A 14,746-nucleotide genomic window follows, 5' to 3' on the forward strand; every position below is an offset into this window, starting at 1 on the left:
ATGCACAGAAAAGCCTACATACCCAAAAATCTTTCGGAGGAAATCAAGCTCTTTACGTTTGCCCGCTCCTCCTTTTACTTTAAAGATCTGCTGACAGTTGCCGTCTTTGCCGGTATGTTTTTCCTCTGTTCCAGCAGTGTAAATTCGTGGTTTATCGTGCCCTATGTGATTTTTGCCTGCGTTATCTCTGTCTATCTGGTGCTTCCGGCCACTGCGACAAACCCCGGCAAGCGCAATTGGGAAGCAATTGCCCTGATGCTTGCCAAGGACCGCCGGACTGTGTTTTCTCTCAATCCGCAGCGCACGACAGGCTATGATATTTTAAAAACGCTACCCGCAGAAAAGGAGAAGAGCAATGAATCAAGATGACTTTTCCACCGCCATTTTATCCGATCCGGCAGCCAAAAAAGCATTGGAGAAAATGGTGCTGAAACAAAAAAGGAAGGCCGCGCGCCGGCGGAAGGTCTCCTCCCATAAGAAAGAATCCGTTTTTTCTGTTAACTCAAATACAGACAGCACGACAGAGGAGCGCGTGATCGTGTCCGCGGATATTCCGGCGGACGTCAGCCCCAGAAAGGCGGCCAGCCTCAAAAGAAAGGCTGCAAAGCTCGCGCACCAGCAGGAACGCAAGGAGAGTCGCCTGGTGCAAAAGACATACTTTGACGAAACGGAGATTCGCTCAGTTGTCCGCAACCAGTCAAAGCCCGGCTTCGGACATTTCCTTCTGTCCGACGGTTCTCGCATGGAGGTTATCGCACCGCGCGGCAGTTGTCTTTATAATTGCGGCGAGTCGGAGATTGGAATGACTGAAAATCAGTTTATGCAGTGCCTGCGTGACTGCGATGTTCAGGACATTAAAATTGTCGGCATCAATACGCCGATGAATACAAAGTTCTACCAGGACGAATTGCAGTACTATCTGCAAAATACAGACAATACGGAATACAAAGCCCTGCTGCAGGAATGTATCGACCAGCTTACCATGCTGGACGAAGCCCACTATGACCGGAAAATTTATATTGAGATATACGCAAGAAGCGTTGAGTCCCTGCAAAAGGCAAAGGCCATTTTCCATGCGCGCCCGGTGTCGGCATATGATCTGATGATTGACCAGCAGACCAGCATTCTGCACAAGCTCAACAACCCGTAAAGGAGGAAATTGTGATGAAAAATCCAAAAGAAAAGAAAAAGGCTCTGGCACCGCCGCGAAAGATCCTCTACCTTGAAAACGACCCTGCCTTTGCCAAAAAGGCTGGCTATAACCCGTACCTGATGACCAAAATTCAGCCGGAGGGAAACCTTGATTTTTCAGATGTCAAATTTATAAGGATCGGCTCCAGCTATACCGCTTGTCTGCAAATTACAGAAATGCCGCAGGAGCCACTCGACTTTTGGGGACAGTTTTTAGTCAATATCGACGAGGCAAACGTCACAATTGACTTGGGAAATCCCGACCAGAAGGACGCGAAGGAGAAGCTGGACCGCTCCATTATGGAGTTGGAAAGTCGCCCGTCAAAGTCGTCCGAGCAGGATATTGACACTGTAAACCGGCACGAACTGCTGCTCAGCATTCAAAACGATGTGGTGCGCGACCATGAAAAATTTAAAGAGATGGTGATTCGGTATTTCATTTCCGGGCAGAGCAAAGAGGTAGTCGATAAGAAAATCGAGCATGTCAAAGCGCGCCTCGCGGAACAAAAATTCTGCGCGCAGGTTTTCCTCAATGAACAGGAATACGAAATGCGCTCTATCACGCAGCCGCTTTCCCATCAGATTAAAAACATTAATCACCGGCGCGGTATTTTCATTCCCTCCTACGCGCTGGGCCTTTCCTGGCCGCTGAATAATTCGCGGCTGGATGACCCGCACGGAAACTTAATCGGTGTAACCAGTTCCGGGCAGTACGTCCATTACGACATGTTTTATAAGAGCGCGTCCCGCAAATCATATGACGGCGTGGTCGTTGGGAATAAGGGCAGCGGCAAGTCTACACTTTTAAAGCTGCTGATTAAGTACGCCGCGATTAAGGACAACTACATCCGCATCCTCGACTGCACGGGCGAATATTCCTTCTTTACGAAAGTGCTGGGCGGAACCGTGGTATCTATGGACGGCTCAAGCGGCAGGCTCAACCTGCTTGAGATTTTTCCCGGTGGGGAAAAGAATGCGGACACATTTGCGCAGCATCTTTCAAAATTAAACACGTTCTTAAAATTTGTCGCGCCGGACTCTACAGACAACGATCGTAACGAATTTGAAGAGTATGCCAGAGAGCTTTATAAAGAGACCGGCATCTATGATCCGCAGGAAAAGGACGCCGAAACAAAACAAATTACCGGCCTTCCTCCCGAAAAATATCCACAGCTCAGCGACCTTTTAAAATTGATTCAGCGCGACTTATATATTGACATGGACACGCATACGATCAACAAAAACCTCTCCGAGTCGAAGCGCAACCGGCTGGAGGGTCTGGAGCTGACGGTGCGAAATCTGGTACAGTCTTACCCGAATCTGTTTGACGGAAAGACCACTTTACCGAATCTTACAGATCAGAAAGTCGTCGTCTATAACGTTCAGAACATTTCAAAAATGAAGGATGAAATCTTTCAGGCGCAGCTTTTCAACATTCTGAACCTGATGCTTTCCGATATGGTTCGTATCGGCGGAAAGAGTAAAAGGCAGTACGAGGCGGGCAAAGAAACGTGGGAAGTGCCCCATCTCCTTCTGGTTGTAGACGAGGCACACCGCTTCATCAACACAAACAATTTGCTGGTGCTGGATTACATGACGCGCATTCTGCGTGAGGGACGCAAATATTTTACGTCCCTGTTTTTTGCGAGTCAGAGTATCCGCGATTTCGCGCCGGAGGCCAAAGAAGGAGCCGGAGTTGACAAGCTGAAGGGACTCTTTGAGCAGGTGCAATACAAATTTATCATGCAGCAGGATAGCAACTCTGTCAGTCTGCTAAAGAGTGTGTTTGGCGACAGCATTACCACCGGACAGCTCGAAATGATTCCGCAGTTCCAGACCGGCGAGGCGGTTTTCCTCACTGGCGAAGATAATCTGCACATGTCCGTCCTTGCCGGGAAAGAGGACATTGAACGCTTTCAAGGTGGTGCTTGAGATGGCCGCGAAAGAGTATCTTGAAAAAATCAGAAACGGCGCGGCAGTCCGGCAGGTTCGCATGTACCGCGTTGTAGTTTTCGTGATTGTAATCGCAATGACCGTTTTCTGCACCTCAAAGCTCTGGATGCCAGACACTTCCGCGCCAGTCAATTCTGAAATTGGAACAAAGATAAGCACCTCAAATGCTGTATCTTTAACTTTAAAAAGCTGGATATATAATCCTGATACCAATTACATGGAAGCATCTTTCACAATTGACACAGACAATTATACGTCCCGCCAGGGATTACAATTCAACACCAAGCTCTACAGCGACAACAGTCAGACTATGCCGCTCAACTGCACGGTAGCTTACAATGATACCGATTCCCTGATCTTTCAAATTCGGGATCTGCCGCCTGGTTGGAAAATTCTCTCCCTACGGGTTGGAGACAGCACACAGAATCTTTCCAACGCAAATATCGGAACTGCTATTGTGGATAGCAGCGACTCAATCGACATATCTTCAGACAAAACTATTTCATCCAATACAAACCAAACTCCAGCTTGGTTTAACTGCGATGCCCGAAAAGTAACTATCAACAGCGCACTGAAACCTAAAGATAAAATGACCTACGCTATGGATTCCATCTCTCTTAATATTGCGGACGAACAAAAGATAATCAGTCTGCTCAATGCAAAAACGCAGCAGTATAAATCCACAAAGAACGCCCTGGAAAGTGACATTGCGTCCATCAAAAAAGAAGAATTCTACCAGACCGATTCAGAAATACAGGAGTCCCGAAACAACATTCAGGACAAAGAAAGCCAGATTAAAAATCTGGATACGAACTGTACCGACTCTGAAAAACAGATTGCCTTGTGCCAGGAAAAGATTTCAAAATTACAGCTAAAGCTGAGTGATTTAAAGCATGGCATTACGCGCAGCTATGTGGATTCTGACGCAGATTTCCAGTCGTCGTCCGCCGTTTCCGCCGCGCCGAGCAGCAGCTCTTCTCACCCGACAAGCAGCAAAGCAGTTTCCTCCACAATGAGTAAACCGGCTTCGTCTAAACCCGCCAGTAAACCGGCAACACCGAAAAAATGAAGCTTTAAAGCAATTAATACATAGCACCAATCCGGCGCCTTTGGGGCATCAGGATAGCACCCGTGGGGCATCAGGATAGCACCTGGCTAGTGTAAACTGATAGCATCGAAAAGCCCGGCACTGCCGGGCATATCACGATAGTGATATCATTTTTCCCTTATCCTGTTTTTCTTTTCGGGATTCTTCCTCATTCCCTGTAAAAAGCGCAGCGCCAAGCATCCCGAAAAGAAAATCTCTCAGCCGCGCAGCGGCGCCCCTAAATGATAAAAAAGGAGCATTAAAATGGAACTCATCATACGCGACGTCAAAACCGAAACACTTTTAACATTGGATCAGCAGGCAAAGGCTGCGGGTATCAGCCGCAACCGATACCTGAACCGCCTGCTCAACGCTACTGCGCAAAACCGCGCGGCGGATACCTATAACCGGGAGATTCTCGACCCGTTTTTGCGGGAAGTTATCATCCCAGTCATCAATCAAAACACCGCCGCGCTCAATAATTTTTCAAAGTGGTATCAGGACATGAAAGATACCTTGGCAGAAGGAGAAGATGAACCATGAGCAAAAACAGAAGGTATATTTATCTCACTGATGATGAATATGAATTTCTACAGGGATTCAAAAGTGAAAAGGGAGTGCCTTATCTTTCGGATGCGGTGAGCGCACTGGTCGCAGATTACAGAGTTCTTCAGGAAAAGCAAAAGGAGACAGAGCAGCTCTTAAAAATCTGCCGCGCTAGCGCGCGGGACGCACACCTGTGCCTGCTAATGTTGAGCAGCGGTTCCCGCAGCTGGGAACACCAGCTCTTTATACCGGAAGATTCTAAAGTACTTGCGGAGGCCAAAAAGTTCTATGAAAGCGAACTACAGGCGGCCCGCACAAAGAAGAGCAACGCGGATTCTTAAAAGAAAAAAAGCGAAGAGCTTTTCAGCCAGGGGTGGCTGAAGCGCCCCTCAATTAAGGAGAAAAATCATGGAGACTATACAGACGCGGGGACATCCGGATGTGTTCCTGCGAACAAAATTTGTAAACCCGGCAAGTAAAAAGTTCCGCGCCTACTTAGAGTATATGGATCGGGATGAGGCGATTCGCAACGCGCACTTTTCCGAATACTCCGCCTATATCGGAACCTACATGGACAATCCTCGGAAGCGTCAGTTAAACACAGACTCTGAAAAATGCAGTGCACTTTTTGACGGCAAGTCCGATACCTTTTCGTCTGAAGAAAAAGAAAAGGCGAAACGACTTTTTCAAAAAGCACAGGCAAACAAAAGCCCAATGTGGCAAACTGTTATCAGTTTTAAAAACAGTTTTCTTGCGGAGCAGGGAATCTATGAGCCTGTGTCCGGCTGGGTGGATGACAACCGCCTGCGGGCCGTCACCCGCCAAAGCATGGAAGCAATGCTGCAAAATGAAAAGATGGTCGGTTCCGCTGTATGGACGGCGTCGGTTCATTACAACACCGACAATATCCATATTCATATCGCCGTTGTCGAACCAAAGCCCACGCGTGAAAAAATTCTGTTCCATGGAAAGCAGCAGTATAGAGCATCCCTTCACCAAGGTACAATCCGGAAAATGAAGTCGCGGGTTGCGAACAGCATTTTAAATCAATCGGAAGAAATGAAAAAGCTGCACGAACTTTCCAGAGATAGAATCATACACGGACATTCCAAGAACATTTTTGAAGAAGACGACATTTTAAAAAAACTTTTTCTGAATCTGTATCATACGATGCCGAAGAACCGGCGGCTCTGGAAGTACAACATGAACGGATTAAAATATCAGCGGCCCATGATTGACGATTTGTCAAAAGCATATATCAAACGCTACTATAAAGCAGATTTTGAAAAGTATTCTTCTGAACTAGATAAGCAGGAAAAGGTTTACCGATCGGTTTATGGAAACGGAAAAAGCAGTTACAAGGATAATAAAATAAAGGATTTGTACAAACGACTCGGCAATACCATACTGAAAGAAATGCTGTCGTTCGATAAAAAGCGGCGTTACATCCAGTCTCACAAAAAAGGGAACTGGCTGCGGCGCCGCTTTTCTGCGGGTGCGTCTATTGAGCGTTCCCTTAACAGCTCCATGGCGCTGATGCAAAAGGCAATGCGCGCGGACTGTACCAATTATAAGGCACAGGCTGCGTACAATGAACTGATTGACAGCATCGAAGCCCCTTCAGATGGAGAAAGAAGGTAAAGCAATTTGATAAAAAGGAAGCTCATAAAATGGGCCGCGCTGGCAGCCGCCGCCCTTTTGTTTTTTGCACTGATTATCAGCAGTATCATTGCCGGTGCCCTTTCCTCCGACGGCAGCGGTACTTCGAGCGGCGGTACGGTCACGGCGGTGAATCTGGATTACGACACCGCGCACTGGTTTCCCATTCTGCAAAAGCACGCGCAGGCATGGACTGCTGGAATGACAAGCCCGGCTGGCAATTACACCAAATGCAAATATAATCTTTCGGATTATATTGAGTGGATGAAAGCCGACATGGCGGTTGAGGGAGTGCCCTCTCCGAGCAATGCGTTTACCTATACCGAGGGTGGCTGGGGCGCTGGCCGCGAGAGTACGGAAGATGGCCTGATGGACGCCTTTTGCGAACAGTTTGAATATATTCTGGACTTGGCTAAGGTGGCCGGGCCGACCGACGTGACAAATATGCAAAACGGAATGATGACCATGAACTACGGCGGCGCGTATATCCTGGGCGGCAGCTTCGCGCATGGAAAGTGGCCCGGCACCCGCTCTGCGTGGACAAAGCAGTCAGAAGATTCCTACGCCTCGTTGTCGCAGAGCGGGTGCCGTTGGTATGTCATTACTCATCCCAGTACTATCAAGCTCTCTTGGCAGGAATACTACGTCACACGCATTATGCACTACATACAGGTGGGTGCTGAGGCCACGGGCGGCCAGACGATTACAGTAATACCAAACTATGAGCAGTGGAAGGAACCCTGGTGCAATATCCGCATTGGGAATGACACCATGCACCGGAGCGGCTGCCTGGTGTGCAGCATCGCGGACGCCCTGTCCTACAAATATCACAGCAGCGCCTACAATCCGAAATACGTTGCCGAGCACAGTGAATTTACTTCCGGCGGCGCGGAAATCGGATGGATGGAACAATTCGGTTTTCACGAACTCAACGGCATGTCCGGCGCTTACAATGCTTTGAAAGCAGGGAAAGCAGTTATCTGCTTTCAAAGCTATGAGTGCGACAAAATGTCGCACTGACATGCTAGAGCAAAAGTGGTTTCTACAGCCTTTAGTTGCTATAGAAACCACTTTTTTATTGAAATTTTACTAGCATCAATCATTTATCAATTCTACCATCCAGTTCACCCAGCTCCTTATGGTAGAAGCGCGGCGTCCAAACGTTGAATCTTTGCCAATGTGATACAAATTGCATTGCTTCATAATCCGCACAATTTCATCTTTTGAAGGCATTACACCATTTTCAAAATATTTTTCCAGCGTAAGGTGAAAGACCTGATGTGACAAAATTTGTTTGCAATAAGCCAGTTGGCGCTGCTTAAAGCTACACTGTAAAATTTGTTTTCCTAACTTTGTCAGAGAATAAGACGGCATTCTTTTCTCTTCATTCTTATGTATCAGCCCAAGATAACGCCCCGCATCGGTGTAATAATTTGTTTGCCTGACATCAAAAGCATATTTTTCCGTAACCTTGTTTCTGTCATATTCCCGCTCGCTCAACAACTCACATAGGTTAATGACTCTGGAAAAAGTATCAGCTTGGGGAAACGAAACAGCCGGTTCTGCTCCTGCTTCTGTGGTATACAACACAGATTGAATATCCGCAACGGTAATGGTAGTATCCTCTACTGAGTAATTTTTTTGCTTTAGAAGAACTAATGAGCTGTAATTGTTGGGATCTTGAAAACAATATTCATATAGGTGATATACGCCATTGGAATATACCAGAAAGATTGGGCGCACCGGCTTGGTAACACGGCTGCTCCACACACGATATGGATAATACAGTTGCCGAACTAAAAAGTCTTCCGACACATCCCGCTTTGCTTCAAAAATTGCTAAGCTTCCAATTCCTTCATAGGCTGCATCAATTTCGATTTGTGAATTATGTACTGTAACATGGTTCAGCGTGCCATACATTGAATTTGCAATATCAAATGTAAAATCTCCTGATCCCATTCTGCCAGATACAGTAGGAACAAACTCATCTTCCTCTAAAAAGTCTCTTAAAATTCCCGCAGCGACGGCGCAGTTTAATGCCATTGCTTCACTGGAAATATTACCGTAATCTAAGCTTTGTATATACGTTGGTAAAGAAGCGCGCACAATTTCAGTAGTCTCCGGCTCAAAATGATGGTAGGCATCAAAATGGGAAATAAGATAGTCTCCGCGCGTAATCGGCAAGATAGCAAGCTTATGTGCTGAAAATATTTCGGGTAAATTGATAATATGATCAAACTTTGCCATCAATCTCGGTTCCCGAAATGGCTTAATCTGTGTTGCAGAAATCTGGAAACAGCCCAGTGCCTCAATCTGTTTTAGAATATCATATTTTGCAAAAATTTTTTCCCATGCAAGTTCATTAAGCCCTTTTTCACACTGCTTCTTACTCATAATTTCTCACCACAACTTCGTCCACATCGCCCCGCTTGGCTGCAACCGAGTTAATAGCTCTCTTAGCCTGCACCACGGTGCAGTTGTACTCTCTGTACTGTTCTAAAATGAACTCTGTTGCAGAGTTGGAAAGCATAAAGTGAATGCCTCGCGCTGTTAAATCATCACAGCATTCTCGTAGCCGGATCTGATCTTGTTTAGAGAATCCTCCTTTGGCGTAGCCTGTAAAACTAGAAGTTACAGACACGGGATCGTATGGCGGATCTAAATAAACAAACGTCCCTCTGCGAAGTGATTGCAGTACCGGTTCATAATCAGTGGCAGAAAAATGTATTTTTGCCGTATTAAAATATGCGCTAACCGCACGTAGCACTGGGGCGTTTATAATATTGGGATTTTGATACCTGCCAAATGGAGTGTTAAATTCCCCTGCGTTATTTACCCGGTACAGTCCATTAAAACAAGTTTTGTTAAGATATAAAATTCTGGCAGCTTTTTCGGCAGAGGACAAAGAATCATATTTTTCTTTGTTTCTGTCCCAATCGCGAACAGTATAAAATTCCTCCGCTTCATTTTTAAACGTAGAAAGGATCTCAATAAGTCCTTCCACATTATTCCTAATTTCCTTGTATACATCGATCAAATCCTGATTCACATCATTGACATAGGCAATCTTGGGCTGGAGATGGAACAGTAGCGCTCCGCCTCCTACAAATGGCTCACAGTATGAAGTAATGTGTTTTGGCAACATCAGCTGAAATGTACTCAGCAGTTGCCTTTTTCCGCCAACCCATTTTAAAACGGGGGCAACTAGCTTATTTTTCGGCATTTGTGTACCCCCTCTAATTTTCAGTTAAGTTAAACATTAGTTTATCACAAAGCCTGTCAATGCACAATATGGTATCAACACGATACCATCAGTAAGTGCGACAAAATGTCGCACTTCAACTTCAATGTTAGAGTCAGCCTTTACCAGCTGCTCAATGTAGTCCTGCAAAGAATTGCAAAATGTGGGTACTCATTTTCTAATAAGTATGGAACCAGAGAAGAGAACAATAAAAAAGCCGCCCTTAGAGGCGGCAGGAAAATTTTTACTTGATTATTACACCAACTTGTGGTATAATAAAGAAGTAAAAATGAATTTACACTCACAGGCGTGGGACGTTTGGCGACGCCCCGCGACCTTGCGCCATAAAGGTTTACAAAGAACCATTATGACTTGTGAAATGCAGTTTACGCATCATTATAGCGTTAACTTCATACATTTGTCAAGCGGTTCACACCTTTTCGCCGGGGTTGTGAGCCGCTTCGTTTTTACTTTGCACAAACGCACCTTGAAAACTCAAAAGTCCTGCATATCTTATATTCTGTCCGGCGCGCAAACGTCACCGTGTTCCGTGAGAGCACGACAGAGAAAGCGCAAAGCCTGCGGGCGGCCATGACCTGCTTTTGCAGTGAGCCATAAGCCCCGCAACTGACATTGACCGTCAGCAGCCAAGACCCCGGAAGGACAGATACTTACGCATTGAACGCATCACCGCATTGTGCGTGCCTTATGAAAAGGCTGCCCGGCGTGTACACACACCGGCAATGGACAAGCGCCCGTCACGCTCGTATGCAAGGACTTGTGTCTATGATAATCTTTGCAGTGCCTTAAACGCTGCAAGTCGTTATCATAAACGGATATGTTTAACACTACATGTTGTTGAACATATCCGTTTATGATAACAAGGCCAGACATTTTCTGCCTCGCCTTCTTATCACATTTTGGTGGAGGAGAATGGATTTGAACCATTGAAGCCGAAGCAGCAGATTTACAGTCTGTCCCCTTTGACCACTCGGGAACTCCTCCATATAGCAGCTGTACGCTGCATTTTGCCGATCAGACTGGAGCTGGCAATAGGACTCGAACCTACGACCTGCTGATTACAAATCAGCTGCTCTACCAACTGAGCTACGCCAGCGTGTCTCTGACCGACAAGTATATATTATATAGACTGTTCGCTGTTTTGTCAAGTGCTTTTGCACGGATTTGAAAAAATATTTTTATTTTAGCAAATTTTTTAAAGCATTGCGCAGTCCAAAGAGCTGCCGCTTATAGAGCGCAGATCAAACGGTGTTGTCTGGTAGACAAAGTAATTGAGCCAGTTGGTGTACAGCAGCTGTCCCGTTGCGCGCCATTTATTGACCGGTTCACGGGAAATGTCATTGCCCGGATAGTAATGCTTCGGCATGGCAATCGGCTCTCCCTTTTCCAAGTCACGCCGGTACTCCGTGCCAAGGGTCTCGGTATCGTACTCAGAGTGGCCCATTACAAAGTACTGGCGGCCCTCCTGGTCGCTTACGATATGCACGCCCACCTCTGGTGACATAGACATAATGCGCAGCTGCGGTACTTTTTCAATATCTTCTACGCGCACCTCGGTCTGGCGGGAATGCGGCACCCAGTAGACATCATCAAAGCCGCGGAAAAGGCGTGACTTTTTGGTCAGTGCATAGTGCGGAAATACGCCGAACACCTTTCTGGGCAAGATATATTTTGGAATTCCATAATGGTAATACAGCCCTGCCTGCGCGGCCCAGCAGATATGAAACGTGGAGTGCACATGGGTCTTGGTCCACTCGAAAATACGGCAAAGCTCCGGCCAATAGTCCACGTCCTCATAATCCATCAGCTCCACCGGCGCACCGGTGATGATACAGCCGTCGTAAACGCGGTTTTTAATTTCATCAAACGTTTCATAAAAACGCAGAAGGTGGTCTTCCGGCGTATTTTTGGACTTATGGCTGACGGTCTGTACCAAATCCACTTCGATTTGCAGCGGCGTATTGGCAAGGCAGCGCAGAATCTGCGTTTCCGTTGTAATTTTAGTAGGCATTAAGTTGACCAGAGCAATGCGCAGCGGACGTATATCCTGGTGCAGCGCACGGCGCTCAGTCATGACAAAGATATGTTCTTTTCCCAGCACAGAACGTGCCGGCAGAGAATTCGGTATTTTAACGGGCAAAAGCAGCGCCTCCCAGTCAATCCGTAGTTTGTGCTTTCATTTAGCGCAGCTCCAGCAGCTTGTTTTTTAGGTCACTTTCCAGCTTGCCCAGTTCCTGCTCGGCCTGCGCGCGCTTTTCACGGCCATCCTGCTGTATCTGCATCACTTCATCAAGCGTGGAAATCAGCGTTTCATTGGTATGCTGCAGTGTTTCCATATCGACAATGCCGCGCTCTGATTCTTTCTGTGTTTCTACAGTCGCCATCTTTAGTGTATCGGCATTTTTACGCAGCAGTTCATTTGTCATATCCGTTACCTCACGCTGCGCCTTTGCCGCCTGTGTGGAATGCTCCACCCCCAGCGCCAAGACCATCTGACTTTTCCAAAGCGGAATGGTATTGACCAGCGTTGACTGGATTTTTTCACTCATCAGCAGATCATTGTTCTGCACTAAGCGCAACTGTGGGGCCATCTGAATTGCGACCATACGGGTCAGTTCCAGGTCGTGCAGCTTTTTCTCAAAGCGTGTGCACATATTGGAAAGGTCATTTGCCGCCTGTGCGTCCTCTGGCAGGCCGGAAGCCCGTGCTTTTGCCTGCAGCTGCGGCATGTCCTGTGTACGAACCTGCTCTACTTTCTTTTTACCCGCAATCAGGTACATAGAAAGCTCTTTAAAGTAGCTTTTATTCACTTCGTACATTTTATCCAGTACAGAAACATCTTTCATCAGTTTGACCTGATGTGTTTCCAGAGCATCACAAATCTGGTCGACATTGGCCTCTGCTTTGGCATAGCGGGTCTTTAAAGCCGCCAGCTTGCTGCTGCCGCGCTTAAAGCGCGCGAAAAAGCCCTTGTCATTTTCGCTGGCGTTAAAGCCTTTCAGTTCATTTACCACGCCGGCGAGCATTTGTCCCACTTCACCCAGGTCTTTGGTTCGCACATTTTCCAGTGCGCTCTCGGAAAAGGTCGCCATCTTTTTCTGTGCACCTGAGCCGTACTGCAAAACCTGGCTGCTGTTGGTCAAATCAATCTTTGTGGAAAAGTCGTCTACCATTTTCTGCTCTTCCGGTGTCAGCTGAGGTTCCTGCACCTGCTGTGCAGTGACATCTGCCTGCGGCGTCTGCTGCAGGGTCGGCGCTGCGGACTGCTCCGGTGCTGGGTCAAGGGTGAGTTCCGGGGTGGGCATTTCATTTTGCTCCATGACAAACCTCCTGGGGGTTCACATTTCTAATAAGATTTTTAATCAACACAATAAATCAAGTACTTCACAGCGTCAGCTTTTCCACCGGCTTCTCTTCTCTTTTTTCTTTTGTGGAAAAGTCGCTGCCCGTCAGGCCCTCTTGATGCAGCATGGTTTCCAATGTAGAAATATCAGCAGAAATATCCAGTGCATCATTGGCAAACAGGCTGTCAAGCAGGTTTGCAAAAGCATCATTAACAGTATCCAGAGAATCCTCAATTTCCGCTTTGGCTTTTGTAATATTTTGGCCCTGTGCCGGCTGGTTGTCAAACTCCTGATAAGCTTTGACCAGTTTTAGGGTAGTAGGCAAATAGTAGCGCATAAAGCGCTTGATTTCCGGCAGCTTTTCCGGATGCAGCTGCACACAGGCAAAAATACGGCTTGTGACATCTTCGAGCTTAGACAGCTTTTCTGAAATCTCTTTGCCCGGAATTGCCTCATTTGCCTTTCGAATCTCATCAAGGTACTGGCTGCCCTCGCGGCGCACTTCTTCCAACTGCGCCTGGCGCGGGTCGGCCTCTGCCTTTTCTTTTTTCTCGCGTGCAGCTGCCTCTCTGGCGTCATAAGATTTTTCTGCTTCCAGATATGCCTCATAGGTCTCGTCATCTACCATAAAGCAGGTCTGGGCGCGGTCTAAGTGTCCCTGCGAATAGACGCCGGTAGAAATCATTTTCTTCAGATCTTTCAGTGTACGCTCTCTGGTTTGGCCAGCCGTATCTGCAAGCTGGTCCACCATGCTGAAAGCGGCCCCATCCAGTGCATCCTGATAGCGTTGAAAGCGGCGCGCCCGGCGGCGCAGATGCGCACCGTACCATGTCAACACGGCTGCAGCAGCGGTAATGGAACAGAGAACCGCCATACCACCGTACCAATAAGAAGAAATTGCTGTAGACGATGCCGTGACTGCAACAGAAGCAATGTCGGTTATCAGCAGCGGCACGCCGATGACAAGGCCCAGCGCAAAGCAGATCGTTCCGGAAATATTTCCGGGCATTCTGTGCCGCGACGTGTGCTGCGAAGGATACGGTGCTGGCTGCGGCCGGATAGGCTGCGGCGGGGTCTGCCAACCTGCAGGCGGGGTTTTCTGGCTTTGTGCCTGCTGTCCCTGCGGCGGGGTCTGATCTTCCTGCCAGCTTTCCTGCTGATTATCAGACGGCGCATAAGGGTGCGGCGGGCGGTGGCCAGCGCTGCCGGGGCCGCCAAAGACCTCATTGATATCATCGGTAAAGCCCCGTACGCTGTCCTCTACTGTATGTTCTATATTATTAAGGTTTGCCGCACGCATTGCTTCCCGCACTGCGCGGCTGATTTCTTTTCCTATTTTAGAATAATCCGTATTCCCCATTTGATATGCCCTCCGGAGGATTCAGCTAATAGCGACTGCCATTATTTCTACTTATTATAGCGCATGGAATACAAAATGGCAACTTTGAAGTTTGCCCCACCACTGCCCGAATCTTCTGCTTTTCTCCTGGAAAGGCTTCACACAGTTTTCACTTAAGGTTTACCAAATCTTCGAGTTACCTTAAAATTCCGTACATAAACCTTGGGTATACTTTAATCATTCCAAACGAACAAGAACACAAGTTACCGAACCTCATATAAAACACTGTGCCGACCGTCGGCAGGACGGAACACCGAACCGGCAAGCGCACAGACCAATTACAAGCTCCCGCAAGGGATTTTCAT

The 14,746-nt window shown here is 47.3% G+C and carries 13 protein-coding genes and 2 tRNA genes; 8 read left to right on the forward strand and 7 right to left on the reverse strand.

Going from position 1 to position 14,746, the window contains the following annotated elements; all coding sequences use genetic code 11:
* The 8 genes from LKE53_06455 to LKE53_06490 all read left to right on the forward strand — a co-directional run bounded on the left by LKE53_06455 (position 1) and on the right by LKE53_06490 (position 7,456).
* Positions 1-369, forward strand: coding sequence for a DUF5592 family protein (locus LKE53_06455; protein ID MCH3972385.1), 369 nt, complete (start codon positions 1-3; stop codon positions 367-369).
* Positions 356-1,150 (forward strand): hypothetical protein, encoded by a 795-nt coding sequence (locus LKE53_06460; protein ID MCH3972386.1) that lies wholly within the window; start codon positions 356-358, stop codon positions 1,148-1,150. The genes LKE53_06455 and LKE53_06460 overlap by 14 nt, the downstream gene beginning before the upstream one ends.
* Positions 1,151-1,164: 14 nt before the next feature.
* Positions 1,165-3,123: a DUF87 domain-containing protein gene (locus LKE53_06465; GenBank protein MCH3972387.1), complete on the forward strand. Its 1,959-nt coding sequence runs from the start codon at positions 1,165-1,167 to the stop codon at positions 3,121-3,123.
* The gene (locus LKE53_06470) at positions 3,098-4,213 is read left to right on the forward strand and encodes a hypothetical protein (GenBank protein ID MCH3972388.1); all 1,116 of its coding nucleotides are present in this window, start codon (positions 3,098-3,100) and stop codon (positions 4,211-4,213) included. Before LKE53_06465 ends, LKE53_06470 begins: the two co-directional genes overlap by 26 nt.
* A 282-nt stretch (positions 4,214-4,495) precedes the next feature.
* Complete coding sequence (locus LKE53_06475) at positions 4,496-4,774, forward strand: hypothetical protein (GenBank protein MCH3972389.1); 279 nt, start codon at positions 4,496-4,498, stop codon at positions 4,772-4,774.
* On the forward strand, positions 4,771-5,118 hold the full coding sequence (locus LKE53_06480; protein MCH3972390.1) for a hypothetical protein: 348 nt from the start codon (positions 4,771-4,773) through the stop codon (positions 5,116-5,118). Before LKE53_06475 ends, LKE53_06480 begins: the two co-directional genes overlap by 4 nt.
* Positions 5,119-5,185: 67 nt before the next feature.
* Positions 5,186-6,418 (forward strand): relaxase MobL, encoded by a 1,233-nt coding sequence (mobL, locus tag LKE53_06485; GenBank protein MCH3972391.1) that lies wholly within the window; start codon positions 5,186-5,188, stop codon positions 6,416-6,418.
* Positions 6,419-6,424: 6 nt separating this feature from the next.
* Complete coding sequence (locus LKE53_06490) at positions 6,425-7,456, forward strand: hypothetical protein (protein MCH3972392.1); 1,032 nt, start codon at positions 6,425-6,427, stop codon at positions 7,454-7,456.
* 75 nt (positions 7,457-7,531) lie between these two features.
* Here LKE53_06490 and LKE53_06495 read toward each other — a convergent pair whose 3' ends face one another.
* The 7 genes from LKE53_06495 to LKE53_06525 all read right to left on the reverse strand — a co-directional run bounded on the left by LKE53_06495 (position 7,532) and on the right by LKE53_06525 (position 14,402).
* Entirely contained in the window at positions 7,532-8,830 is a 1,299-nt protein-coding gene (locus LKE53_06495; GenBank protein ID MCH3972393.1) for a transcriptional regulator, read from the reverse strand.
* Positions 8,823-9,659 (reverse strand): DNA adenine methylase, encoded by an 837-nt coding sequence (locus tag LKE53_06500; GenBank protein ID MCH3972394.1) that lies wholly within the window; start codon positions 9,657-9,659, stop codon positions 8,823-8,825. The genes LKE53_06495 and LKE53_06500 overlap by 8 nt, the downstream gene beginning before the upstream one ends.
* Before the next feature lie 939 nt (positions 9,660-10,598).
* Positions 10,599-10,682, reverse strand: a tRNA-Tyr gene (locus LKE53_06505).
* A 36-nt stretch (positions 10,683-10,718) separates the two neighbouring features.
* Positions 10,719-10,794: transfer RNA gene (locus LKE53_06510), tRNA-Thr, on the reverse strand.
* A gap of 99 nt (positions 10,795-10,893) precedes the next feature.
* The gene (gene metA, locus LKE53_06515; protein MCH3972395.1) at positions 10,894-11,838 is read right to left on the reverse strand and encodes a homoserine O-succinyltransferase; all 945 of its coding nucleotides are present in this window, start codon (positions 11,836-11,838) and stop codon (positions 10,894-10,896) included.
* 40 nt (positions 11,839-11,878) lie between these two features.
* Positions 11,879-13,018 (reverse strand): toxic anion resistance protein, encoded by a 1,140-nt coding sequence (locus LKE53_06520; GenBank protein ID MCH3972396.1) that lies wholly within the window; start codon positions 13,016-13,018, stop codon positions 11,879-11,881.
* Positions 13,019-13,082: 64 nt separating this feature from the next.
* The gene (locus tag LKE53_06525; protein MCH3972397.1) at positions 13,083-14,402 is read right to left on the reverse strand and encodes a 5-bromo-4-chloroindolyl phosphate hydrolysis family protein; all 1,320 of its coding nucleotides are present in this window, start codon (positions 14,400-14,402) and stop codon (positions 13,083-13,085) included.
* Between the last annotated feature and the right edge of the window lie 344 nt (positions 14,403-14,746).

Source organism: Oscillospiraceae bacterium, assembly GCA_022483045.1.
Classification (GTDB): domain Bacteria; phylum Bacillota; class Clostridia; order Oscillospirales; family Acutalibacteraceae; genus Caproicibacterium.